A 23,157-nucleotide genomic window follows, 5' to 3' on the forward strand; every position below is an offset into this window, starting at 1 on the left:
CCTGCAATTTTTCAGGACTATTCTGCAAAATGTTTGCAAACCAGGTCAACGGGTAACTATAACTATGTGGCCCAAAAAAGTCTAGGAGGAATTCACATGTCAGATCACACGCAAAACGAAGCGGATCTCCGCAATAAAGAAAACAAAGACGGTGATTCTCTCGCCGAGCGCAAAAAGATGGAGAACGGCGTCGATATTGAACCGGAGGCTGATGACTGGGTGGCTAAACCTGCAGAATCGGCTCATCCAGACCCGCTCCCCAAAAATTAATCCAAGTGAACTGCCAAAGCAGACTATCCTTTCGGGGATAGTCTGCTTTTTAGCTTGGGAAATTATAGAGCTGATTGCGGTGATGCATGATTTTGAAGACGCCACGGACCGTTAGCGATGAAAAACACAGCACAAAACAGCGGTTCTTCTGCTACCGGAGAACCGCTGTTTTTACGAACTATGTAAAGCCGTCAGATCAGTTCCTGTCTCCGCTTCAAATACAGATACAGCACAATTCCCGATACGGAGCAGACCGCAGCACATAATCCGATGAAACCATACCCCGCCTGCAGACCGCGAAGCAGGCCAAGCTCTGTTGTACTGCCATACATAGCTTTGACGGTTTCAATTACCCAGCCGATCAGGTAGTTTCCCACAACACTTCCGAGGCCCATTAAGGTCACAACAAAGGTAATGGCTATATCACTTCCATTGGGGTAGCGGCGCGCAATAAAGGCCATAACAGTAGGATAGATGATGGCGATTCCTGCCCCCGATAAAGCGAACAGAAATGCAAGGCTCTCCCCGCCAGCCAGAGCTATGAAGGTACAGACTGCCGAGAAGCATGAGAATATAATCAGGGAGAGCACAAATCCGATACGGTCCGTCAGCGGACCGAGCAAGAGTCGTCCGAGTGAGAACAACAGGAAGAATGCCGACAGCATGCCGGCGGCCTGGGCGGTATTCCAGGCATACGCTTTCTCCAGAAAGTTAACCAGCCAGCCGCCTACTGCCAATTCGGAAACGACGCCAAAGGACAGGATCATGACCATCATCCAGAGCGCAGGATCATGCATCAGGGTCCGGAAGGAAGTGCGGTCCTCGTGCGGCAGTTCATCGCCGGGAAAGGTGCTGCGCAGTGCGGACAGAATCGGCAGCAGACAGAGCGACAACATGACCAGGTACATCCCCCGCCAGTCCAGCAGATGTCCAAACACACTTAACGACATCACTCCTGTAGCCAGCAGTGGCGCTACGGTCGAACTCAGCCCATAGAAGAAGTGGGATAAATTCATCATCATCCCCGTATTTTTCACGAAAATGCGTGCCCCCAGAATCGCCAGCCCAATCTCCAGCATCCCGTTCCCGATGTACATCAGAAAGTAAGAGGAAGCAAACAGCGGATAGCTTTGCGACAGAAAAATCAACACACCCGAGATGACCATCGAGGCGAATGCAATAATGCTGACCGCCTTGATGCCCCATTTGCGGACGAGAATAGCCGTGAAAGAACAGGCGATCAGATAGCCCAGTGCATTCAGGGAGAGCAGCGTACCGAGCTGTTGCTCATCCAGGTTGAAATCAAATTGAATCCGCGGAATCGCCGGGCCTTTAATATTTTCCGAGATCCCGAATACAACAAAGCCTAGAAAGATGGTTACGAGCTGCATGATATAGATAGTGTTAGGTTTGCTCTTGGAAATGCTTGCTTGAGCCTTCACATTAAATAGCCTCCTGAGTTTGAGATGATGCGTATTTTATTTCCGTTCAACCAGCTGGAACCGGTAGGTCAGGCTTTCCATGGTTGTTGTAATCAGTCCTTTCATGTATTCCTGCCGGGTATCATTCTGGATGATCAGCTCAGGCATATGCTCGGGCGGAATGATCTCCTGGCAGCCGCTGCGCAGATCGTCCAGCATCCCTGACGATATATTGTCACCGGTGATCACGATCGTAGCAGGATTGATAATGCTGATAATAGATACCAGTGCATGAATTGCCAGCCTGCCGGGGTCTCCAGAACCCTGGACCAGCCGCAGCTGCTCCTCTCTGGAAATGCCGTAAGGCAGGTACGACACCTCACCGCTGAAATAGCTGTTTCCGTTAAGCAAACGTCCATTCACCATGAAACCGGCTCCGGGGAAATGGTTCTTAGGGAAAGTCAGCACGGCAAAATGACTCTCTTCATCCAGGAACAGCTTCTGATACAAGCCGTAAACTGTCAGATTCATATCATTCTCAATGATGATTTCTACCTCTTCATAACGTTCCTTCAGAAGGATACCGAGGGGCTGATCTGCCAGCGCCGGTACATCACATATACCAATACGGTCATGCTGAACTACCCCCGGGATGCCGATGCCAATCGCCTGCACATTCGGATGAGCCTCTATGATCTGATCCAGCCAGTCTTCGAGGGTGCCCAGAGTAATCTGTTCGAACACCTTAGCGGTCTCCTCGATCACTTCACCGTTTAGATTCGCGAGCGCATATGAAATGGATTGTATACCGCCCTCGGAACGCACGATCATACAGATCATGAAGGAATAATCCGCGTTGAACTGATATTTTCTCGCCGGTCTGCCGCCGCTGGATTCCTCCCATCCAAGTTCCAGGATTTCACCGGTCCGGACCAGTTCATTCAAGATCGTGCCGCATGTGGCCACGCTCAATCTGGTCTGCTCTGCAATGGATGCTTTCGTGCCTGTGCCGGACGTGCGCAGCATGTTTTTAACCAATTCAACATTTATTTTTTTCACCAGCTGTGTGTTATGGGATGGTTGTGACATCTAGGAACCCTCCTTCGGGATATTGATTATCATGCTATTTTTAAAAAGAGTTTTAACAAGTGTATTGTAGTTACTATTCTGCGAAGAAGCAAGACATTATTATATGGTTTGAACTTGAAAACATGAGGATAGCGATGTAACGCAGCGCTAACGCAGTTCGCTTGGTGTCCGCAGCTTGACCTGTTTAAACACACGGTTGAAGGTACGGATATTGGAGAAACCGCATTCCAGCGCGATATCCAGAATGCTTTTGTCCGTGCTCAGCAGCAGCCGTTCTGCCTGATTGACCCGGATACTGTTGAGGTACGCGATGTAACTCATGCCCGAGATGCTTTTGAAGAAACGGGAGAAATAGAACAGGCTCATGTTGGCGTGACGTGCTGCGTCGGCAAGTGTGATGGGATGCATGTAATTGACGTCGAGGTATTCGAGGACCTCCTGCATGATCTTCATATTCGTAATGCGCCGCTTATCCTTATGAGGATTGACTATGTCCAGAGGCATATTCCGTAGAATCAATGCGCACAGCTCATGCAGCAAGCCGATCATAAGCTGTTCATGATGTGGAAGCTTCTGAACATGTTCCTGCAGCAGTTCCTGCATGATTGCGGAGAGGCGGCTGTTAATGACCTCATCTTCCGGTGTGGCTGGACGGTTCTCCCTAAAAGGGGAAATGAGCCGCATATTCAGGGGCCAGCCTGCAGGAAACCCGATCAGCGAAGGGTTAAAGATAACAAAGATAAGCTTGGATTTGTTGTCCTTGCTGTCATAGTAGTGAATATCTCCGCTGCTGCAAACGGCCAGATCGCCTGCCAGAAGTACCCGTGTTTCCGAGTTGATCCCCATCCGGATCGAACCCTCCAGTACATAGATAATCTCCAGATCATTATGCCAGTGGGCCAGAAAATCTATATTTGCACTCACAAATGCAGTGAAGGGAAAAGCTGATCCATACGTTCGGTTTTCGTGAAAAGCTCTCATAATTTCTCCTGTTCTGATCTTTCACTATTTACACATAAACTTAGCAAAAAATGACCAGTCATTCAAGCAAAATGGCGAGCAGCCGGTACCCTTTTGGATTACAATTTCTTCAGGTAGACACGGTTATTGATTCCAGGACAAAAAGGAGAACTTGATATGGCGAAGAAAGCATTGATTGTAAAAGGCGGATGGGATGGTCATGAACCGAATGAGGTTGCAGCGATTTTTGCCGGCATTCTGGAGGCCGAAGGGTTTGAGGTTGAGGTATCGGATACGCTGGACAGCTTCAATAACGCCGAGGCGCTTAAGGAATTAAGTCTAATTGTGCCGGTGTGGACAATGGGTGAAATTGCGGGTGAACAGGTGTCGTCCGTTCTTGCAGCTGTGGCTTCCGGGGTAGGCATTGCCGGTTGTCATGGCGGGATGTGCGATTCCTTCCGTAATAATACAGAATGGCAATTTTTGACCGGGTCGCAGTGGGTGGCACATCCCTTCAACGATGGTGTGGATTATGAAGTGAATATTGTGAGATCCGGCTCCAGTCCGATTGTGGAAGGCATCCCGGATTTCATGGTGAAGTCAGAACAGTATTATCTGCATGTAGATCCAGCGGTAGACGTACTGGCTACAACTACTTTTGTGCTGAGCGAAGGGGAGCATTCGGCGAACGGTGTCATCACCATGCCAGTGGTATACACGAAGAAATGGGGCAAGGGCAAGGTATTCTATAATTCACTTGGACATCATGCGGATGTTTTTGATATTCCTGAAGCCAAGGAACTGATGCGTAAAGGCTTTTTGTGGGCTGCCAACTAAAACCGTGATAAGGGGAGAATCATTGTGCGTAAAGTGAAGGTGGGCATCGTCGGCTGCGGGAATATCAGCGGCATTTATTTTGAGAATTTGACCGGAACTTTTGTAAACACGGAGGTCTATGCCTGTTCTGATCTGGATCTGGGGCGGGCACAGCAGGCAGCGGAGAAATATGGAGTTCCTCATGTATGGACGACAGAGGAATTGCTTGCTTCGGATGAGATTGAGATTGTCGTTAATCTGACCACGCCTAATTTTCATTTCGATGTGTGTAAGCAAGCTTTATTAGCCGGTAAGTATGTGTATGTCGAGAAGCCGCTGTCGCTAACGCTTGAGAATGGAACAGAGCTTGTCCGGCTGGCTCAGGAAAAGAATCTGTTCATCGGCTGCGCGCCGGACACCTTCCTCGGAGGCGGTCTGCAAACCTGCGCCAAGCTGATTGCGGACGGCTATATCGGAGAGCCGGTAGCAGCAACGGCCTTCATGCTCTGCCATGGTCATGAGAGCTGGCATCCGGACCCTGAATTCTACTATCAGGCCGGAGGCGGCCCAATGTTTGATATGGGACCGTATTATCTTACGGCTCTGGTATCTTTGCTTGGCCCGGCCAAAACGGTATGCGGCATCACCAAAACCTCTTTTGCCACACGGACGATCACCAGTGAGAAGAAGTTCGGCAAAGTGGTTGATGTAGAAGTACCTACACATGTCGCCGGAACCATTGAGTTCGTCAGCGGCGCCGTGGCAACGATGATTACCAGCTTCGATGTCTGGCACAGCACATTGCCGCGGATCGAAATCTACGGATCGCAAGGCACATTGATCGTACCGGACCCTAACACCTTCGGCGGTCCGATCCTGCTGCGTCCGGCTCACAGCACGGAATTCCAGGAGATTCCGCTGATCTACAATTATGCCGGGAACAGCAGAGGCATTGGCGTGGCGGATATGGCCCGCTGTATCGGGACAGGAGACACCCCGCGCGCAAACGGCGAGCTGGCCAATCATGTGCTTGAAATGATGCATGCGTTCCATACAAGCTCCGATACCAAACGTTATGCGGAGCTGTCCACCAGCTGCGAACAGCCGAAGCTGCTGCCGCTGGGTTTGGTTAAAGGGTACCTGGAGTAGCAAATATACAAAACGAGAAGAAAGATAAGGATAATTTATTGCGCGAAGCATAATAATTCTTATCTTCTCAAAAAGCAGCGGCCCGTTTCCGGTACTTCCGGGAACGGGCATTGCTTTTTTGTGTTGTAACAGTGCTGTTGGCATTCAAACGGCTCGCCGCTGTCCTGAAAATGGCTTTGGCCAGCCCGCAAATTTGAGCCATTTGTAATCTTTTCCTCTCCAGCGGTTAATAATGCATAGGATAGTAGGCTGGAAAGGGGAGTTGTAATTAATGAAACGCAAACTCTTGCTAACAGGGGCGGCTGGAAGAATTGGCAATGCACTCTTCAAGGGGCTGAAAGAAAGCGGCAGATATGATGTTGTAGGAGCGGATATTCAAGCGGACGAAGAGCAAGATATCGTTCAGATGGATATCGCGGATGAAGCCCGGCTGGCAGAGCTTACCAAGGGTGTCGATACGGTACTCCATTTTGCCTGGATTAAGGATAATGACGATTTCCTGGGTAAGGTGCTTCAAGGGAATGTAGGGAGTGCTTACAAATTATTTGAGGCGGCTGTACAGAACGGTGTGCGGCGCATTGTATTCGCCAGCTCCAATCATGCGACCGGATATTATAAGACCGATGAGAAAACGGGTCCAAGCGACCCTTACCGGCCGGACAGCTTTTACGGGTTAAGCAAATGTTATATCGAGCTGCTCGGCCGCCTATACTCAGACCAGGGCAAAATCTCTTCGCTGAATATCAGGATCGGTAACTTCCCCGGGGACGACCGCCCCCATTCGGAACGGGCAGGACATATCTGGATCTCTGAACGCGATTTGCTGCAATTAGTAGAATGCTGCATTGAGGCGGATGAGGAACTGAAATATTTGAATCTGTATGGGACCTCTGCGAATACTGACAACTATTATACCATCGGGTATCTGGAGGAACTGATCGGATACAAGCCTCAGGATGATGCGGCAGAGCTGCTTGAACAGGCCAAGGCAGAAGGCAGGAATGTACGTCAGGATGAAACGGAATATCAGGGAGGGGTGACGTAAGATCATCGCAGATTTCCAGGGTCTCAAGCAATTTCAATTGCGGGGAGGAAACGAAATGCGTAGTCGGAACGAGAACAGCCGGTATCGGCAGAAACGCGGGGAAGCGCAGGCAGGCAACCTTGAGAAAAAGTACGGTTCGGACTTTGGTGTACGCAGCGATATGAAGCTGGAGACACTAAGAAGACAGACGGATGGCGAGTCGCTGACACCAATGCTCAAGGAACAGCATGTTAAGAATCTTATAGAATAAACCGGCGGAGCGCCGGGCTCATATTATGGTTTCAGGACATAACCCGCGAGGGTTATGTTTTTTTGCATAACAACAGTTCCAGAATGGCATACTAGCTCCCGAATATATGTGTGGTAATCCTCACAGGCAGGGGGCGGAACAGATCGTGATTACACCGGTGCTACCGCTGGACAGCTATAATACAGCTGTTGCAGTTGCGGGAGAATATTTCTTTTACTTTATGGTTTATTCCTTTCTGGGCTGGGTGCTGGAAGGATCGTATAATCTCTATAGTCAGGGAACCTTTCGTAAAGAGGGATTTCTGAAGGGGCCTTTTAAGCCGATGTATGGCTGTGCTCCGTTGCTCCTGCTGGCTGCCAAGGATTTACAGCTGCCGGTTCCGCTATTGCTTGTGCTTGCGCTGATCATTCCTTCAGCAGTGGAGTATACAAGCGGGTGGCTGCTGAAAGCGGCTTTTCACAGGCAATGGTGGGATTATAAGGAGCTGCCGTACCAGCTGCACGGGCATATCTGTCTGAAGTTCTCCTTATACTGGTGGGGGCTGGCTACAGCATGCATATACCTCCTCCAACCGGTGATGGAAGGATTGTATACGGTCATTGAACCGTTATGGGGAATGGTGCTGCCGATGGCTGCCCTGATGTTTCTTGCTGATTTACTTTGGACTTGCCGGGTCCGGCGGCGGGGGTTGAAGGGGCTGGAACTCGGGGAAGGTTAGAAATGAACAACTGAATCATGTTTCTCTTAGAAACGGCTATCTTCCCTATCGGGAAGGTCAAGCCGTTTCTTTCTTGTGTTTTCAGACAAGGAATCTCTGGCAGTGGTGTCAAATATAGAAACAGAGGATGATGAAATTACATCCTGACAGGAGGAATTATGAAAGGGATCATGAAATACAGTAGAACTATTATGCTTTTGGAAGCAGTCATAATCGCTGTGTTGGCAACTCTATTAATCCTTGATTTCATTGAGCGGCCGTCCAGGTCAAACGATCAGCCGAATTTGATTACACATTTTGACCAGATGGATTTGGACAGGATCAAAGAAATGATTCAGCGGTTTGTGGATGGCAAGGGTGACAATCTTACTCTGCTGAATTGGGGGATAGACAGCGGGCCATTTATCCATGATGTCTACAATGATGGGCGGGAGCTGCACTGGACACTGGACAATACACGGGACAGCATGAGCTCCGCCACAGGGAAGACCGAATATGTATGCAAGGCGATCGGGCTTGAAGATACCACTGATTATTACAGAGTGAATTTGTCGGAGTGCAGCGGCTATCCCAAGGAAGAGAAGATCAACATTATTTCCTTCCGCAAGGATGAGCTGTAGACTTAGTCTGGCAAGATTACATAAAGGGGGAAATGAACATGCCAATCTCGGAATATTACCGTGCTTTGCGTGAGAAGACAGGCTCGGGGCTGCTGATGGTGCCATCTGTAGCGGCAGTAATCAGAAATGACGACGAGGAGATTCTCTTTATTCGTAAAGGAAAAGAGCAGTTGTGGGGCTTGCCTGCCGGAGCGGTTGAACCTGGTGAAACTCCATCCAGGGCGCTGCGCAGAGAGGTCTTTGAAGAGACAGGACTGATGGTGACACCCGGGCGGATCATTGGGGTATTCGGCGGCGAAAAATATGCATACCAGTACAGTAATGGGGACATGGTTGAGTATTCGATAATTGTGTTTGAATGCTCGATTGTCAAAGGCACGCCGAGAAGCATGGACGGAGAGGCGGAAGAATTTAAATTTTTCAAGGAACAGGAGCTGCCCGAAATTGCCATCCCTTACCCCCGGGAGATTTTTATGCAGGATTCCGGTAACGGGCATGCGATATTTGAATAGAACGGGGATCCGGAAAGGGACAACATGAGAGAAAAATATGCTTACTGCCTCGCTATGCTATTGATGATGGTGCTCGGATTCGGTTCTAGAGCATTTGCAGACCAGCTGCCGCTGTTTATCTCCAGGCATTTTGGAGATGCGCTGTGGGCGGCCATGATTTACTTTGCCTTTCGCGTATTGCTTACCCGGCAACAACGGTGGATTTCGGTAGTGCTGAGTTTCGGCTTCAGCTTTGGCATCGAGTTTAGCCAGCTCTACCAAGAAATATGGATTAATGAGCTGCGCGCCACTTTATTGGGAGGATTAATTCTCGGCAAAGGTTTCCTCTGGATTGATTTGATCAGATATTCAGCAGGGATTTTGTTCTCTTATGCGGCGGACCGCTTTGGCTTCACAAGAATTCGTGCTAATAGGAAAGGATAGGGATACCAATATTCAGTTGAGGCTTCTCCAAGCTGAAATCTTGATACTCCTGCCAACTGGACGGGTGATATCACAAGAAACGGAGCCACTTACCCCTGAGCGATTGTTAACGTATGTGTTTCTGAAGGGGGAATACTTTGTATTCTTGTGTGTTTCAACATTTTGCTATACTAATAGTTGGCATACAAGGAAAGCTTGAAGGAGGAATCATATGTACCGGATTTTCATTGTGGAGGATGATAGTAAAATTAGTGCCCTTCTAAAAAGGAATATGGAGAAATACGGATTTGAAGCATGTTGTGTAACGCAATTTCGCGAAATAATTACTGAATTTGAGGCGTATGATCCACATTTGGTGATGCTTGATATTAATCTGCCGTACTTTGATGGCTATTATTGGTGCAGACAAATACGTACACGCTCCAACCTGCCGATCATCTTCATATCGGCGCGGGCGAGTGAGATGGATCAGGTAATGGCCATAGAGAACGGCGGTGATGATTACATTACGAAGCCAATTCATTTAGACCTTTTAATCGCGAAGGTAAAAAGTATTCTAAGGAGAGTTTACGGGGATTATGCGGCTTCTAACGGGAATGTCTTGCTGCCCGACAGTGAATTTAATGCACATGGCTTACGACTGAACTTAAGCCGTAATGAACTTATATGGCAAGATCAGAAAACCCAGATTACAAAAAATGAGCAGTTGTTAGCTGAATGCTTCATGCAGCAATACGGAAGAACCGTCTCGCGGGATCAACTTCTGGGAAAGTTATGGGACAATGCACAGTTTGTCGATGACAACACGTTAACGGTCAACGTGACAAGGTTGCGGAAGAAGCTGGAGGAAGTTGGTCTGCCTAATGCGATCATGACGGTTCGTGGCATGGGTTATAAACTGGCTCTGGGCGAGGAGCAGGGGGAGCTTGACTCATGAGATTGCGATCGGTTGCTTTATTTTTTCGTGATCGGCTAATTTTTGTAGTATCAACGTTTGCAATTATTGGGGTTGGTACCTGCTTAATGCTGCTGGAAAATGCGCGTTATCCTGGAATGATGGATGAGAGCACGATTATTTATTTTGTGGCTGCAGCTGCTTTTATTGGGGTACTTGGATTGGTTATTGACTATATTCGAAATCGTGAATATTACAAACAGCTCAGAAATGCGGTTGAAGGATCTGATGAATTGCAGGCGGCAGCGATCGTGCAGTCAGCTGTTACGGCAGAGCAGCACCTGGTCATACGCTTGTTAGACCGGCAAAATAGCGCTTATTTGAATAAACTTGGAGCATATCGCCGCCAGCAAGAGCTCCACAACCATTTTGTTCTGCAGTGGGTGCACCATATGAAGACCCCTTTATCGGTTATAGATATACTCTTGCAAGAAAGCCTGAAGCAGATGCCTTCTTCTGAAGAGGAGCAGAAAGAGCTTATTCTCAGTCTACATGAAGAGGCTGATCGAATGACGAGAGGTCTGGAGATGCTACTGTATACCGCGCGTCTCGATAAGTTCGAAATGGATATTCATCTCAAAAAAGTGCCGCTGCACAACGTAATTCGTGAAGTTCTGATTGCACACAAGCGGCTTTGTATCCGTCATGCCGTAATACCGCAAATTGATGGTGAGGCATGCCCGGAAACGGATGAGAAGTGGATAACAGTCGTACTAAATCAAATAGTCAGCAATGCAATTAAATACAGCAAACACAAACAAGGCATGAAAAGCCTTGTTTTTCACTTAGAGCAGAATACAGAAACAGGTTGTAAAATTAGCATAACAGATGAGGGGAGCGGCATAGCAACGCACGATATACCACGAATATTTGATCCTTTCTTTACCGGTGAGAATGGGCAATCTGCAGGAGAATCGACGGGAATGGGATTGTATTTGGCGAAGCAGGTGTGCGGCAGGCTAGGTCACGTACTATCGGTATCGTCGGAACTAGGCATAGGTACGACTTTTACAATCACTTTTCAACCTGAGAGCCTACATATTTTAGGCGGAAAAACAGGAAAAAGCATGTAGGCAATGTGACAACTTTGTTATGTGTGAAGTGTGATTTTGTAATGTAAATCGATGGGTTCAGCGAGCATGGCCCGCTATACTAAATTTTGTTAAGACCTACAGACTATGCAGACTGAAACGGGGGGAGGAAAATTGAATAATGACTTTACTTGAAACGCAGGGGCTGAGTAAAATTTACAGCTCCAAAGGCAATGTTGTTTGTACAGCTTTACATGACATTGATTTACGTGTAGAAAGCGGCGAATTTGTCGGTGTTATGGGGCCATCCGGAAGCGGCAAGACAACCTTGCTTAATCTGCTCGCTGCAATTGATCGTCCGACGGCCGGATATATAGAAATTAATGGTATTGATCCAAGCAAGCTCAGCAATAAAAATTTGGCGTTTTTCAGAAGGCGCGAGCTTGGTTTCATCTTTCAGGATTTCAATTTGCTGGACTCGCTGTCCATCAAAGAAAATATTATCTTGCCGCTTGTACTGGAAGGGGTGGCCCCTAAGTTAATCGAACATAGATTGTATATGCTAGCCGAGCGGTTAGAAATTGCCAAACTGTTGAACAAACGTACGTATGAGGTGTCTGGTGGTCAGAAGCAGCAAGCGGCTATTGCACGTGCCTTCATTAATGAACCGTCGTTAATGCTTGCAGATGAGCTGACCGGCAATCTGGATTCGAAGTCCGCGAAGGATGTGATGGATTCGTTGAAGGAGTTGAACGAACATTTGAAGGCAACGGTGTTAATGGTGACGCACGACCCGTTCTCGGCAAGCTATTGCCAGCGTATTGTATTTATTAAGGACGGCAGAATCTTCTCGGAAATTCGGCGGGGCTCCAATCGACAAACGTTTTTCCAACAAATATTGGACGCCCTGAGCGTGCTCGGAGGGAATTTTAATGACGTTCCGTTCGCTCGCGCTTAGCAACATTCGCGGCAACTGGCGGTCGTACAGCGCATTTTTTATGAGTTGCGTGTTCTCTGTAATGATCTTTTACATGTATGCAGCGTTTCTTGCTCATCCCGACCTCGCGAGTGGCCATATCTTAGGGTCTGTGAAAGTAAGACAGGGGATGTTGTTCTGCCAATACATTATCGTTGTTTTCTCGTTTCTGTTCGTACTTTATTCCAGTTCGGCGTTTTTGAAGTCGAGGAGGAAGGAATTCGGTCTTCTTTCTTTGTTTGGAATGACGCATCGGCAGCTTCTTATACTTATTATTTTAGAAAGTACCGTTATAACGATTACGGCCATTGGGGCTGGTATCGGCTTGGGCATTTTTTTCAGCAAGCCATTCTTTATGGCACTTGCTGTGCTGTTAGGGTTGAAGGATCCGATCCCGGTTGCCATACCGTTACGTTCGGTATGCATGACGGCTGGTAGTTTCTTCATGCTGTTCACACTCATTTCCTTGGGAACGGCTTTGCAGGCGGGACGTACGAAAATTGTTGTTTTGCTTAATGCAGCGGGCGGTCCGAAAGAAAAACCCGTTTATTCGTCATGGCTTGCTGTGCTTTCGGTCGTCTGCATAGCAGCCGCATATATTATGGCTCTAATGTTAAATGTAAAGAACTTCAACATGCTGGCGCTGTATATTTTGCTTACCATTTTACCTGGAACTTACCTGTTATTTACGCAGTTTAGTGGATTGCTGCTTCGATTTATCCAAAGTTGTACAGCCATATACTACAACCGAACGAATCTGATCGTATTCGCTCAGCTTGACCAAAAGCTGAAGGAGAATGCACGAATGCTGTTTATTGTATCGATTTTAAGTTCGGTTATTTTAACGGCCTCCGGTACGATTTATATGCTTGGACTTGCGGTGCAACTGGACGATATCAAGACGCAGTATGATGATGCCCAAGGAGTGATATCGCTAACGATGTTCATTGGGGTGTTCATCAGTTTGCTGTTTTTCATAGCCGCCGGCAGCTTGATTTACTTTAAACTGTTTACGGAACTGCAGGAAAATCAGGCGCAATATAAGGCGCTGACCCGAATTGGGATGTCTTCAGGCGAGCTTCGGAGAATTGTTGTTACGCAGACTGGTATTCTATTCTTCGTGCCCTGTCTTGTCGGCATCGTTCATGCGCTAGTCGCGCTCAAAGCACTGAACAACCTGCTTATGGTATCCAATTGGGTTTATTCGTTCGTCATCATCGGCATTTATATGGCCATGCAGACGATCTATTTCCTAGTCGCCTGCAGCAGCTATATGAAAATCATAAATTTGACCAAGGAGCATCAGTTATGAAATCATCATTAAAAATAGTTGTTTTTATGATCGCTATTCTTCTTCTGTCGACTAGCGGTTATTCACAGACTATAGCTAACGCCGACTCAGGCGACTCAAATAAAAAAATTCAGAAGATCGAACGCTTTGTTGAAGAACAAAGAAGTAAGAGTAAAACGCCGGGAATATCGCTAGTCATTGTAGAGAAGGGGAAAACGATATATCAGAAAGGTTTCGGTTACGCGGATGTAAAGACGAAAAAGCCAGTAACCGGTGATACTTTATTTGAAATAGGCTCAACAACGAAAGCTTTCACAGGTCTAGCCATTTTGAAATTGGAAAAAGAAGGGATGTTAAAACTAACCGATGATGTCAAGAAGTATATACCGTGGTTGGAGTTAACTTATAATGATGAGCCGCAAACGATCACTCTAAATCAGCTCCTTCATCATACTAGCGGAATAGCATCGAATACAATAACCCACATACCTGAAGGTAATACAAATGAAGCGTTAGAACTAACCGTTAAAACATTACTAAACCAGCAGCTGAATCGTAAACCGGGTAGCTCCTTCGAATATGCAACAATTAATTATGATGTATTGGGACTCGTGATCCAGATTGTAACGAAGATGCCTTATGATATTTACATGAAACAGCATATTTTAGAACCGATCGGAATGAAGGATTCATTTGTTGGACTGCATCAATCCCAGTCCGCAGAGCTGGCTACCGGATATAAAATAGGATTTATGAAAGAACAAGCCTACTCACCACCTATATATCGAGGGAATATACCAGCTGGATATATTATCAGCAATGCAAACGATATAGCGAAATGGATGACTCTGCAGCTAGGAACTGATCCGAGCAATGCTATGGATAAACAGTTAATAAAAGAATCACATGTTCCTGACCAAACTGTAGAGCCTTTTGATGTGAATACTTACTATGCCAGCGGATGGGGAATCCAGACAAAAAAAGATAAACAATATATATTTCATGCCGGAGAGAATCCGACATATACTTCGTATTTTATCATGCAGCCCGATGAACAGTTGGGGGTAGCCATCTTGACCAATATGAAAACGAGTTTTACAACTGCGATAGGTCAAGGAGTTATGGACCTGTGGGAGGGGAAAGACGTAACCAACAGTTACTCTGACAGCTACCAAAATTTAGACCGAATCGTGACAATCGTATGTATAGCCGTCGGCTGTTTCGGGGTATTATTCATATTTTTGATAATAAGAGTCATGATGAAACTCGCTCGAAAACAACGGATTTGGACAAAGTTAAATGTAAAAAGAATCCTGCTGCTGCTGCTGCATACATTGATCATTGCGGCAGGTTTGACATTAATGATTATGTTTCCGAAAATTTTACTTGGAGGATTGCCTTGGTCATTTATAAAAGTATGGGCACCTACTACGATCTGGGTGACTATTTGTAGTGCTATAGCTGTATGCATCATCTATTATATCTTTGGATTAATGCTTATTTTTTCAAAGAAAATGAAAGTATCATAAAGACAAAGAATCTTGTTCAAAAGGTACGAGAACTTGGGGATGGACGAAACGATCCACCCGGGCTCTCGTTTTCTTGCGTAATTCCAAACACTTCAGGAGGAAGCAGAATGATCCAGATAAATTTATTAATGGAGATGATATCGACAAATGACAAACAGTCTAATCGTGGTATGCCTGCTGACAATGATCATTCATACGGCAGAAACCCTGTCGTATTCTGTTCGCTTTGCCGGAGTGAAGCTGAACAAGATCGCCATAGCATTATCGTTGACCGGAATTATTGTACTAGTATCCAGAACGGCTAATATGATCCAAGCACCGCTTACCGCCAAATTTGTTGACTTTGCCAAAACACACCCGGATTTTCCCTTAATCAATTATTTGCGGATCATCATGCTGGCTTCATCGCTTGGCACTTTGATAGCGATTGCCATATTCCCTACCTTCGTGGGTCTGTTTGGAAGAGTGATATCCAAGCTGGAGGTGGAAGGCTCTATACCTAAGCTACTGACCAGCGTCACCATCGGCCAGCTTAAGAACACACGGAAATATATCAAAAAACCGAAAATAAAACTGCCCAGCTTCAGATATCTTGGCATTCCCAAACGTTTTATTATCATGAATATCTTTGTTACTGCGTTCTATACTGTAGGAGTGCTCTCCTCATTGTACGCGGCGCATTTATCGCCAGAGTTCAGCACAACCGCCTCTCAAGCTTCAGGACTTATCAACGGGCTGGCTACAATCCTGCTGACCATCTTCATTGACCCGCAGCTTGGCATTATCACGCATAAGGCTACGGAGCATTTGGAATATCGCGACCAGTTGGGAAAAATCTATGTGCTGCTGATGGGCGCACGTTTCCTCGGAACCTTGCTGGGCCAGCTTGTGCTTGAGCCTGCTTCTTATTTCATCAGCTGGCTGGTACAGCTGATATAGTGCACAACCACACTGCGCCGAAACAGGCGTTGCAGTGTGGCTGTTTCTTTGGGCAGCAGCTCTACTTCGGAATCTTGGATTCCGCCGTCCGGAGCGCAGCTGATATCTTCTGCTCCCAGCTGTACATCTGCTGAACCATGACGCGTATTTCGCTCATCTTGGCATAAGACAGCTTAATCCCTGCAGCGGCTGCAACAGCGTCTCCTGCTTTGATGGCTCCTTTATAACGTTTGTCAGCTTCAGAACGTATAGCTTGCAGCTCGCTTACTTTTTTGTTCTCTGCGGTAATTTGCTTCCGCAAAGCAGAAACCGGGGCAAGGGCATCCTTTGTCGGTTTGATTTTGGCAGCGGTAGACTTCCGCGCTTCAGCAAGGGCTGTAGTCTTTACTTTGATCTCTGCACGCGCAGCGGTTGCAGATGCCTTCAGTTTATTGCGCTTCAGATTCAAGAAAGCAGCAGACTTCTGATTATTGGCTTTACGGGCGGCTGAGGCCTGCTTGCCAAGTGTTGTGTACTGTTCCAGCAACGGTGCATGCTTCTTCTGCATCGCTTCAGCCTCGGATTTCAGTCTGTTGAGGAGAGTCTGATTAATGGACTGAAGCTGCGAATTAATCGCGGAAAGATCGCTGGTATTTTGTTTGCGGAGCGTCTGATTCCTCGAAATTTCAGCTTTAAGCGTAACTTGCAGTCCGGTGTAATCCTCATATAAATCATGAAATTCTTCCAGCGCGGAGTCCCAGTCTCCTGCTGCTGCGGCCAGCGGAATATTGCCCGTAAGGAGCACTAATACAATTAGCAAACCAGCCAATCTTCTGAAGTAAACGGGCACAGCCTTTCTGTTCATGGAACTTTCTTTGCCTGATGAATAAATCATCTTCTTCATCTCCTGTCTGCATTGCGTTAAAGCGCACAAAAAAAGCACCCCCAAGAAAGGCATAATGCCTGTCCTGCGAGGTGCTTCGCCCGCTCAACGTATATATTTGTTACTCACTATAGCTTGAAATTAATGGATAGTCAAGAGCGAAGTGGAACGCCAGTTCGTTTTATTGAAAATATATAAATTTATATGCTCCACGCTATAAATTATCCTCTATTTCTCGCTGAAACGGATACCGTCCTTTTGAGGACGGCGAAGCCGGTTCTACTTGCTTAACTACATTTCCAGATATAACCTATTCTATGATATGATGAGTGAAAGAATATACAAGGAGGACGCCGATGAATCTGGCGAATAAGATAACCGTGACGCGAATAGTAATGATCCCCGTTTTTGTAATGCTGTTTCCTATATATCCGGATGAGCATAGATCAGATGCTAATGTACTGTGCGCTTGTCCTGACTGTCTATTCGGGTTATCTATACATAAAGAATAATTACCGTATTCTGAAGCTTGATCAACATTGAACAGCAGGAGGTATATGTGATCCACGCTAACAAACAACCCTATGACAAAATAGCGCTCATCACTGGAACCTCCAGCGGGTTTGGGATGCTCAGCGCGCTTACCCTTGCGGAGAAAGGGTATCAGGTTATCGCTTCTATGCGGGATTTAAGCCGCAAAGACGAGCTGGTGCAACAGGCTGAGCAAGCCGGAGTTCTAGGGCGGATTCATCTGCTGACAATGGATGTGACAGATACGGCATCCATTGAATCGGCTGTCTCGGAGATTATTGAGCAGTTCGGCAGGCTCGATGTTTTGGTTAACAATGCAGGTTTTGCTGTCGGCGGCTTTATGGAGGAAGTAAGTATGGAGGAGTGGCGCCGGCAGATGGATACCAACTTTTTTGGCCTGGTGGAGGTCACCAAGAACATCATTCCCTTGATGCGCAAGCAGCAGACGGGCACTATTATTAATGTCAGCAGTGTGAGCGGACGGTTTGGATTTCCCGGTTATGCGCCATATGCTGCTTCAAAGTTCGCGGTTGAGGGCTTCAGCGAGAGCTTGCGCCAGGAACTGTCGTCATTTGGCATCAGAGTTGTGCTGGTGGAGCCCGGATCTTTCCGCACGCCTATCTGGGGCAAAGGTATAGAGGGAATTCAGAGCCTGGCCGATTCACCGTACAAGGAGAAGCTGGAAGAGGTGCTGCGTTATTCCCGGAGAACCGCAGAGACGGCTCCCGATCCCCGGCAGGTGGCTGAGCTGATCGGGCGTATTGCCGCCATGTCCGCACCGAAGCTCCGCTATCCCGTTGGGAAAGGGACAAGAACCCTGATTCTAGGTAAAACGCTGTTTCCCTGGAAAATGCTGGAGCGTATCATCTCCCGGTCACTCGCAAAACTGAAATAAACTTTACATCCTAAGAATTGAGGTGTGACGATGCCGGATACTGTGGGGCTGCACATATGCTTCGACGAGCTTGGCCGTGAGATTGAAATCCTTGATGTGACCCCGGTAGCGCGGGATAAATACCGCATTGAAGAGACACCGATCTTTAACCCGGGTATCGCGCTAGGCGACATCATCAGAGTGAAAGAGAAGCAGGGCATTTCATATTACGTGGAGACGGTGGAGAAATCCGGGTTCAGAAGATACGCCTGGCTGCTCAGCAAGGAAGCGGCAAGCTCGAAGGAGATCCGGGATATGAAGCAGCGCATCGAGGACGGCGAGGGGAGAACGGAGCAGATCTTCGGCGGTTTGCTTGTCATCCATATGCCCCATAGCTCTGGAATTGATGTCGAAAGCGAAATGGCCAGAATTATTGAACGATTTGAACTCTAAACTAATCAACTGAGGTGGCAAAATGAAAAAGTTTCTGAAGCAATGGGTGCCCAGCATCCTTATCGGGGTTGTCCTGTCCTTATTTATCCGTACTTATGTTGCCGAGGCGATGCGTGTGCCTACCGATTCAATGGATCCGACGATCGAGGTTAACGACCGTCTAGTCGTAGAGAAAATGCTCTGGCTGACCACGCTGAAGCATGGCGATATTGTTGTGTTTATTCCGCCTGTAGAGGGCGTGCAGAAAAAATACGTCAAACGGCTGATGGGACTGCCGGGAGACACCGTTGAGATTAAAGATGGGGCTTTGTTCAGAAACGGGGAGAAGCTCGACGAGCCGTATCTTAAGGAAACGATGAACTATACTTTCGGGCCGGTCACCGTTCCTGCAGACCATTACTTTTTCCTCGGCGATAACCGGAATGTCAGCTATGATGCCCATTTGTGGCCGACGCCTTTTGTGGCCAAGGATAAGCTGATCGGCAAAATGCTCGTCGACATCAGTGATCTGTTCTAACCCGTTACTTCGCGATGGGATAATCAACAACTACGACATTTTCAATAATCCCCTCTAGCAGTTCAACAAAATGGCGGTGTGCCGGATGGGGCCCGTATTGGCGGAGGGCTTCCTGATCTGCAAAGGTCACGCGAAGCCCTAGTGTGTATCCATGCATATTCTCAGTCTCTTCCGTGACATTCACACCTGCCGTAAGTTCTACGATTCCCGGTATTTGGTCCTTTAAACCCAGAAGTGTCTGCACCAGCAGCGCTTCTTTTTGTGGTTCATAATGCTCATTTAATTTAAAGATAACCAGATGCTCGAACATTTTACAACCTCCTGAAAGTTTTGTGAGCAATCGCTCCTTTGTTTAACTTCATCACAAAACGGCTTCGGAAGCAAATGCTTAGTTTTGTGAGCAATCGCTCCATGGTTTAAATTCATCGCAAAACGGTTTCGGAAGCAAACGGTTAGTTTTGTGAAGAGCAGTTTCAGTATACAACACAGGTCTTGTGAAAGGAGTACATTATGCCGGATACTTTTGCAACAAACATCAAATTCCCCTTAGCTTTAAGATCAATGCTGGGTATGGTTTTCCTGATCGCCATCGAAATTCAAATGATTTATATAAATTCATCTAACACGGCTCATCCTCACCCCGCACTGAGTTATTTCGTAGTAACCTGGCTCTGCGTCTGCGGTTTGTTGCTGCTGTTCTTTATGTTTCAAGCGCTGCGGAAGGCAACTGAAATTAAATGGGGGAGAGAGTCCATCTTTCTCCGAAATAGAAGGCTGTTGCCGGGAGAGATTAAGTGGATTATGATTGATGGTCCTTTAATCGGTATCATGCCAAGAGGGGAACGTATTGTACCTGTCAATCTATGCTTCAGATTTATGGATAACCGGGAGCAGGCGATGAAGGAGTTGACCAGCTGGGCTGAAGTAAACGGGGTCCAGCTAAAATACAAAAGATTCTTAAAATGGATGTAAAATCATACCGGTGGGTGGCTAAAGTAGGGGATTCATTTGAACTATGCCGGAGGCGTGAATGCGACTTTCACCATATTGTTACTTTGAGCACTTTTGACTATGATCAAGTAAAGCTCTGGGAATTTATTGATTCCTGTACATAAGAAGGGGTGCTGATACTTGAAAGTACATGTCACAGATCTCAAAAATGGCGATTGCCTTATCACGGACACTTTCAATAGTCTGGGCCTGCATGTTCTCCCTAAGGGAACTGTCGTAGAACGGGAGGAAATTACCATCCTGATGCGGCACAAAATAGATTATGTGGATATTGAGGCGCGCTTGCTGTCCCGTGATGGGGAAGATGCGGATTTAAACCACGGTTTGAATGAGGATTTTGATCTCGCGATACAAAATTACGAATCTATTTTTATGGAGGCGCTGGCTCAGGGAAGCTTTAGCCCGTCCATGGTGGACGACACACTGCGGCCGCTGCTGGAAACACTGGATGCGCAAAAAGATGTAGTTTCTCTGCTGCTCCTGCTTGACCGGGACGATATTGACACCTATCAACACTCTTTGCTGGTAGGGATGCTGTCTTATTATATTGCTTCCTGGCTTGGCTATTCCAAAGAGGAACGGTACATGATCAGCCGTGCCGGCTATCTGCATGATATCGGCAAGAGCCAGGTGCCATTGTCCATTCTGAATAAAGTTGGACTGTTGAACGCTATCGAGGAGGACGAGCTGAGACGCCATACTTCCCACGGCTACGATATTATCCGCAGCTCTATGAAGGATGAAGGTACGGCGCTCGTAGCGCTGCAGCATCATGAGTTTGAAGATGGTTCAGGTTATCCGAACATGATCCGTAAAGGTGAAATTCACCCGTATACCGAAATCGTCACTGTAGCAAACATTTACATGGGACTTACAACCTCGCGACTGAACCAGCCCAAACAGGGATTGGTTACCGTGCTGCGCCAAGTGCATGAGATGGGCTTCGGCAAGCTGAATGGTAATGTAGTACAGGCGCTTACAGGTCATATGCTGCCAGGCTTCGTAGGCAAGAATGTCCGGCTCAGCAACGGGGAAATAGGCACCATCGTGATGAATAATCCGCTGGATCTGTTCAAGCCGCTGGTAAAAGTGAACGAAACGTTCAGAGATTTGTCACGGGAGCGCAGCCTGTCGGTTGAAGAGGTATTTATCTAAACGGTATAGGTGTATCACCAAGCCAGCTCATAGCAAAGGCTATCTGATAGCGGTCTGTAGCAGACCCATCGGATAGCCTTTTTGTGTACCACCGGATTTGAATTCAGCCGCTAGATTGGCTATGATGAATGAAAGATTACTATAGGAATTGCAGCCGAATGGACATGCGGGACTTGTAGAAGTTAGAAGAGGAGAACTAATTATGAATGTCGACAACAACCAGATGGAGAATTTAAAACAGATCAAACACGAATTGACCCGCTTTATGATGATTTATAGATTCGCTCTGGAGGAAATGGAGACCAAGATTGAAATTTTGAAACAGGAGTTTCAGATCCTTCATGACTACAGCCCGATAGAGCATACCAAATCACGGATCAAATCCCCGGAGAGCATTATGAGTAAAATGCTGCGCAAGAATAGCGAGCTTTCGCTGGCTGCCGTGAAATCCAGCATCAAGGATATCGCCGGTCTGCGAATCACCTGCTCTTTTATCTCGGATATATACAGTGTCAGTGAAATGCTGCAGAAGCAGGATGATCTGAAGGTGCTTGAGGTTAAGGACTATATTAAGAATCCGAAACCGAATGGGTACCAGAGTCTGCATCTGCTTGTGGAGGTTCCGGTATTTCTGTCGGACTGCACGGAGCTGGTATGTGTTGAAGTGCAGATCCGTACGATTGCGATGGACTTCTGGGCTAGCCTTGAGCACAAAATTTTCTATAAATACAGCCAGTCGGTACCTGAACATCTGACCCGCGAACTTAAACAAGCCGCTGATAAAGCAGCTGATCTCGATCTGCAAATGGAACGCCTGCACCGCGAGATTCAGGAAATTAAAGATGCCCAGGAGGACGATTCCTTTGAAGAATTGCGCCGGATCATCCTCAACAACCAGCAATTACATCTGCCCGCCGATTTCATCAAGCTGTTAGGGAATTAGTCATAGTCTAAGCAGTGCTGATGCGTATAGCATGTACATATATTTACTGGAATCCACCGGCAGTGTTCGTAGCGGCACGCTTTAATCTCTAGGAGGAAGTTCATGAAACCATACAAAGTGATTAGCCTGGATATGTTTCAGACACTGGTAAATATCCAGGGCAGGACGGGAAATGTGTGGAGGCCGATCCTGCAGGAGCGCTATAGCGAGGAACGGGCGGCAGAGCTTGGCGGGCTGCTGTTAAGCCACTATTACAAGGCCGCGACAGCAATCCGCGATTCCGGGGTCTACTGGACCAGCAGAGAGATATACAGCGACAGCTTCCAGAAAGTGTTTCAGCAGGAGGCAATGGAGTATGATTACCTGCAGGCAGTAGATGTTTTATTTGCCGAACACCGTTTGTCAGAGTTGTATGAGGAGACGGAGCGTTTTTTGCAGCGGATTACTGGAGAATATCAAGTGTGTATTGTCAGCGATACAGATGTGGAGATGCTTCCCGATTTCTACAAGAGTTACCCTATCAGGCTGTTTACTTCAGAAGAGCACCTGTCGTATAAGAATGACAGCCATAACCGGATGTTTGGCGAAGTTATTGCGCATTATGGTGTAGAACCCGGACAGATTATCCATATTGGTGATTCTGTTTCGGATGTGCTGGGAGCGGCAAGAGCAGGCATTAAGGCCTGCTGGCTTAACCGGAATCAAGAGGTCTGGAACCATGAGGTGCAGCCGGATTATGTGGTGAAGAATTTGGATGAGTTTTACGAGTTGCTATAAGGCTGCGCGATTGATGCACGTCAAGGAGGGGCCGTTCCGG

27 protein-coding genes are annotated in these 23,157 nt (G+C 47.1%); 22 read left to right on the top strand and 5 right to left on the bottom strand.

Annotated elements, in window-relative coordinates; translation table 11 throughout:
- Positions 1 to 96: 96 nt before the first annotated feature.
- Positions 97 to 270, top strand: a complete 174-nt coding sequence (locus tag NSS79_RS12935) for a hypothetical protein (protein WP_173139976.1) — start codon at positions 97 to 99, stop codon at positions 268 to 270.
- Positions 271 to 461: 191 nt separating this feature from the next.
- Here the strand turns inward: NSS79_RS12935 and NSS79_RS12940 are convergent, their stop codons facing one another.
- From NSS79_RS12940 to NSS79_RS12950, 3 genes are all read right to left on the bottom strand, one after another.
- Positions 462 to 1,661 (bottom strand): MFS transporter, encoded by a 1,200-nt coding sequence (locus NSS79_RS12940; RefSeq protein ID WP_342440361.1) that lies wholly within the window; start codon positions 1,659 to 1,661, stop codon positions 462 to 464.
- 87 nt (positions 1,662 to 1,748) lie between these two features.
- Positions 1,749 to 2,780: an ROK family protein gene (locus NSS79_RS12945; RefSeq protein WP_342439653.1), complete on the bottom strand. Its 1,032-nt coding sequence runs from the start codon at positions 2,778 to 2,780 to the stop codon at positions 1,749 to 1,751.
- Between the two features lie 147 nt (positions 2,781 to 2,927).
- Positions 2,928 to 3,761 (bottom strand): AraC family transcriptional regulator, encoded by an 834-nt coding sequence (locus NSS79_RS12950; RefSeq protein WP_342439654.1) that lies wholly within the window; start codon positions 3,759 to 3,761, stop codon positions 2,928 to 2,930.
- 156 nt (positions 3,762 to 3,917) lie between these two features.
- On the opposite strand from NSS79_RS12950, the gene NSS79_RS12955 reads away from it, so the two are divergent.
- The 14 genes from NSS79_RS12955 to NSS79_RS13020 all read left to right on the top strand — a co-directional run bounded on the left by NSS79_RS12955 (position 3,918) and on the right by NSS79_RS13020 (position 15,994).
- On the top strand, positions 3,918 to 4,577 hold the full coding sequence (locus NSS79_RS12955; RefSeq protein ID WP_038590084.1) for a ThuA domain-containing protein: 660 nt from the start codon (positions 3,918 to 3,920) through the stop codon (positions 4,575 to 4,577).
- A gap of 24 nt (positions 4,578 to 4,601) precedes the next feature.
- Positions 4,602 to 5,705, top strand: a complete 1,104-nt coding sequence (locus NSS79_RS12960) for a Gfo/Idh/MocA family oxidoreductase (RefSeq protein WP_342439655.1) — start codon at positions 4,602 to 4,604, stop codon at positions 5,703 to 5,705.
- 271 nt (positions 5,706 to 5,976) lie between these two features.
- The gene (locus NSS79_RS12965) at positions 5,977 to 6,750 is read left to right on the top strand and encodes an NAD(P)-dependent oxidoreductase (protein WP_342439656.1); all 774 of its coding nucleotides are present in this window, start codon (positions 5,977 to 5,979) and stop codon (positions 6,748 to 6,750) included.
- A gap of 55 nt (positions 6,751 to 6,805) precedes the next feature.
- Positions 6,806 to 7,000 carry a hypothetical protein gene (locus NSS79_RS12970; RefSeq protein ID WP_342439657.1) on the top strand — a complete coding sequence of 65 codons (195 nt, stop codon included), beginning with the start codon at positions 6,806 to 6,808 and terminating at the stop codon, positions 6,998 to 7,000.
- Positions 7,001 to 7,145: 145 nt separating this feature from the next.
- Positions 7,146 to 7,718, top strand: coding sequence for a putative ABC transporter permease (locus NSS79_RS12975; protein WP_342439658.1), 573 nt, complete (start codon positions 7,146 to 7,148; stop codon positions 7,716 to 7,718).
- A 158-nt stretch (positions 7,719 to 7,876) separates the two neighbouring features.
- On the top strand, positions 7,877 to 8,338 hold the full coding sequence (locus NSS79_RS12980) for a hypothetical protein (RefSeq protein ID WP_342439659.1): 462 nt from the start codon (positions 7,877 to 7,879) through the stop codon (positions 8,336 to 8,338).
- 38 nt (positions 8,339 to 8,376) lie between these two features.
- A complete protein-coding gene (locus NSS79_RS12985) occupies positions 8,377 to 8,850 on the top strand; it encodes an NUDIX domain-containing protein (protein ID WP_342439660.1) in 474 nt (157 codons plus the stop codon).
- A 24-nt stretch (positions 8,851 to 8,874) separates the two neighbouring features.
- Positions 8,875 to 9,273, top strand: a complete 399-nt coding sequence (locus NSS79_RS12990; protein WP_342439661.1) for a DUF2809 domain-containing protein — start codon at positions 8,875 to 8,877, stop codon at positions 9,271 to 9,273.
- 211 nt (positions 9,274 to 9,484) lie between these two features.
- The gene (locus NSS79_RS12995) at positions 9,485 to 10,210 is read left to right on the top strand and encodes a response regulator transcription factor (protein WP_342439662.1); all 726 of its coding nucleotides are present in this window, start codon (positions 9,485 to 9,487) and stop codon (positions 10,208 to 10,210) included.
- Positions 10,207 to 11,301, top strand: a complete 1,095-nt coding sequence (locus NSS79_RS13000; protein ID WP_342439663.1) for a sensor histidine kinase — start codon at positions 10,207 to 10,209, stop codon at positions 11,299 to 11,301. Before NSS79_RS12995 ends, NSS79_RS13000 begins: the two co-directional genes overlap by 4 nt.
- Positions 11,302 to 11,440: 139 nt before the next feature.
- Positions 11,441 to 12,217, top strand: coding sequence for an ABC transporter ATP-binding protein (locus NSS79_RS13005; protein WP_342439664.1), 777 nt, complete (start codon positions 11,441 to 11,443; stop codon positions 12,215 to 12,217).
- Positions 12,192 to 13,547 carry an FtsX-like permease family protein gene (locus NSS79_RS13010; RefSeq protein WP_342439665.1) on the top strand — a complete coding sequence of 452 codons (1,356 nt, stop codon included), beginning with the start codon at positions 12,192 to 12,194 and terminating at the stop codon, positions 13,545 to 13,547. Before NSS79_RS13005 ends, NSS79_RS13010 begins: the two co-directional genes overlap by 26 nt.
- Complete coding sequence (locus tag NSS79_RS13015) at positions 13,544 to 15,055, top strand: serine hydrolase domain-containing protein (RefSeq protein WP_342439666.1); 1,512 nt, start codon at positions 13,544 to 13,546, stop codon at positions 15,053 to 15,055. Before NSS79_RS13010 ends, NSS79_RS13015 begins: the two co-directional genes overlap by 4 nt.
- Before the next feature lie 147 nt (positions 15,056 to 15,202).
- Positions 15,203 to 15,994: a lipid II flippase Amj family protein gene (locus NSS79_RS13020; RefSeq protein WP_038590118.1), complete on the top strand. Its 792-nt coding sequence runs from the start codon at positions 15,203 to 15,205 to the stop codon at positions 15,992 to 15,994.
- Between the two features lie 61 nt (positions 15,995 to 16,055).
- Here the strand turns inward: NSS79_RS13020 and NSS79_RS13025 are convergent, their stop codons facing one another.
- Complete coding sequence (locus NSS79_RS13025; RefSeq protein ID WP_342439667.1) at positions 16,056 to 16,868, bottom strand: hypothetical protein; 813 nt, start codon at positions 16,866 to 16,868, stop codon at positions 16,056 to 16,058.
- Positions 16,869 to 17,415: 547 nt separating this feature from the next.
- On the opposite strand from NSS79_RS13025, the gene NSS79_RS13030 reads away from it, so the two are divergent.
- From NSS79_RS13030 to lepB, 3 genes are read left to right on the top strand one after another with little or no spacing between them, the layout of a single operon-like run.
- Positions 17,416 to 18,282, top strand: coding sequence for an SDR family oxidoreductase (locus tag NSS79_RS13030; protein ID WP_342439668.1), 867 nt, complete (start codon positions 17,416 to 17,418; stop codon positions 18,280 to 18,282).
- Between the two features lie 30 nt (positions 18,283 to 18,312).
- Positions 18,313 to 18,714 (top strand): DUF4265 domain-containing protein, encoded by a 402-nt coding sequence (locus NSS79_RS13035; RefSeq protein WP_342439669.1) that lies wholly within the window; start codon positions 18,313 to 18,315, stop codon positions 18,712 to 18,714.
- A gap of 22 nt (positions 18,715 to 18,736) precedes the next feature.
- The gene (lepB, locus tag NSS79_RS13040; RefSeq protein WP_340898957.1) at positions 18,737 to 19,231 is read left to right on the top strand and encodes a signal peptidase I; all 495 of its coding nucleotides are present in this window, start codon (positions 18,737 to 18,739) and stop codon (positions 19,229 to 19,231) included.
- Between the two features lie 4 nt (positions 19,232 to 19,235).
- On the opposite strand, the gene NSS79_RS13045 is transcribed toward lepB, so the two are convergent.
- Complete coding sequence (locus tag NSS79_RS13045) at positions 19,236 to 19,541, bottom strand: Dabb family protein (RefSeq protein WP_342439670.1); 306 nt, start codon at positions 19,539 to 19,541, stop codon at positions 19,236 to 19,238.
- A 200-nt stretch (positions 19,542 to 19,741) separates the two neighbouring features.
- On the opposite strand from NSS79_RS13045, the gene NSS79_RS13050 reads away from it, so the two are divergent.
- The 4 genes from NSS79_RS13050 (at position 19,742) to NSS79_RS13065 (ending at position 23,117) form a co-directional block, all read left to right on the top strand.
- The gene (locus NSS79_RS13050; protein WP_342439671.1) at positions 19,742 to 20,203 is read left to right on the top strand and encodes a hypothetical protein; all 462 of its coding nucleotides are present in this window, start codon (positions 19,742 to 19,744) and stop codon (positions 20,201 to 20,203) included.
- Between the two features lie 159 nt (positions 20,204 to 20,362).
- Entirely contained in the window at positions 20,363 to 21,397 is a 1,035-nt protein-coding gene (locus NSS79_RS13055) for an HD domain-containing phosphohydrolase (RefSeq protein WP_342439672.1), read from the top strand.
- A gap of 202 nt (positions 21,398 to 21,599) precedes the next feature.
- Positions 21,600 to 22,340: a GTP pyrophosphokinase family protein gene (locus NSS79_RS13060; RefSeq protein ID WP_038590140.1), complete on the top strand. Its 741-nt coding sequence runs from the start codon at positions 21,600 to 21,602 to the stop codon at positions 22,338 to 22,340.
- 102 nt (positions 22,341 to 22,442) lie between these two features.
- Positions 22,443 to 23,117 (top strand): HAD family hydrolase, encoded by a 675-nt coding sequence (locus NSS79_RS13065; RefSeq protein ID WP_342439673.1) that lies wholly within the window; start codon positions 22,443 to 22,445, stop codon positions 23,115 to 23,117.
- Positions 23,118 to 23,157 lie beyond the last annotated feature (40 nt).

Origin of the sequence: Paenibacillus sp. FSL L8-0436 (assembly GCF_038593025.1) — a bacterium.
Lineage (GTDB): Bacteria > Bacillota > Bacilli > Paenibacillales > Paenibacillaceae > Paenibacillus_AQ.

Bases quoted from the DNA above. Each gene is read 5' to 3' on its own strand.
- NSS79_RS12935 (WP_173139976.1), top strand. From the start codon at position 97: ATGTCAGATCACACGCAAAACGAAGCGGATCTCCGCAATAAAGAAAAC.
- NSS79_RS12940 (WP_342440361.1), bottom strand. From the start codon at position 1,661: ATGCAGCTCGTAACCATCTTTCTAGGCTTTGTTGTATTCGGGATCTCG.
- NSS79_RS12945 (WP_342439653.1), bottom strand. From the start codon at position 2,780: ATGTCACAACCATCCCATAACACACAGCTGGTGAAAAAAATAAATGTT.
- NSS79_RS12950 (WP_342439654.1), bottom strand. From the start codon at position 3,761: ATGAGAGCTTTTCACGAAAACCGAACGTATGGATCAGCTTTTCCCTTC.
- NSS79_RS12955 (WP_038590084.1), top strand. From the start codon at position 3,918: ATGGCGAAGAAAGCATTGATTGTAAAAGGCGGATGGGATGGTCATGAA.
- NSS79_RS12965 (WP_342439656.1), top strand. From the start codon at position 5,977: ATGAAACGCAAACTCTTGCTAACAGGGGCGGCTGGAAGAATTGGCAAT.
- NSS79_RS12970 (WP_342439657.1), top strand. From the start codon at position 6,806: ATGCGTAGTCGGAACGAGAACAGCCGGTATCGGCAGAAACGCGGGGAA.
- NSS79_RS12980 (WP_342439659.1), top strand. From the start codon at position 7,877: ATGAAAGGGATCATGAAATACAGTAGAACTATTATGCTTTTGGAAGCA.
- NSS79_RS12985 (WP_342439660.1), top strand. From the start codon at position 8,377: ATGCCAATCTCGGAATATTACCGTGCTTTGCGTGAGAAGACAGGCTCG.
- NSS79_RS12990 (WP_342439661.1), top strand. From the start codon at position 8,875: ATGAGAGAAAAATATGCTTACTGCCTCGCTATGCTATTGATGATGGTG.
- NSS79_RS12995 (WP_342439662.1), top strand. From the start codon at position 9,485: ATGTACCGGATTTTCATTGTGGAGGATGATAGTAAAATTAGTGCCCTT.
- NSS79_RS13000 (WP_342439663.1), top strand. From the start codon at position 10,207: ATGAGATTGCGATCGGTTGCTTTATTTTTTCGTGATCGGCTAATTTTT.
- NSS79_RS13005 (WP_342439664.1), top strand. From the start codon at position 11,441: ATGACTTTACTTGAAACGCAGGGGCTGAGTAAAATTTACAGCTCCAAA.
- NSS79_RS13010 (WP_342439665.1), top strand. From the start codon at position 12,192: ATGACGTTCCGTTCGCTCGCGCTTAGCAACATTCGCGGCAACTGGCGG.
- NSS79_RS13015 (WP_342439666.1), top strand. From the start codon at position 13,544: ATGAAATCATCATTAAAAATAGTTGTTTTTATGATCGCTATTCTTCTT.
- NSS79_RS13020 (WP_038590118.1), top strand. From the start codon at position 15,203: ATGACAAACAGTCTAATCGTGGTATGCCTGCTGACAATGATCATTCAT.
- NSS79_RS13025 (WP_342439667.1), bottom strand. From the start codon at position 16,868: ATGATTTATTCATCAGGCAAAGAAAGTTCCATGAACAGAAAGGCTGTG.
- NSS79_RS13035 (WP_342439669.1), top strand. From the start codon at position 18,313: ATGCCGGATACTGTGGGGCTGCACATATGCTTCGACGAGCTTGGCCGT.
- lepB (WP_340898957.1), top strand. From the start codon at position 18,737: ATGAAAAAGTTTCTGAAGCAATGGGTGCCCAGCATCCTTATCGGGGTT.
- NSS79_RS13045 (WP_342439670.1), bottom strand. From the start codon at position 19,541: ATGTTCGAGCATCTGGTTATCTTTAAATTAAATGAGCATTATGAACCA.
- NSS79_RS13050 (WP_342439671.1), top strand. From the start codon at position 19,742: ATGCCGGATACTTTTGCAACAAACATCAAATTCCCCTTAGCTTTAAGA.
- NSS79_RS13060 (WP_038590140.1), top strand. From the start codon at position 21,600: ATGAATGTCGACAACAACCAGATGGAGAATTTAAAACAGATCAAACAC.
- NSS79_RS13065 (WP_342439673.1), top strand. From the start codon at position 22,443: ATGAAACCATACAAAGTGATTAGCCTGGATATGTTTCAGACACTGGTA.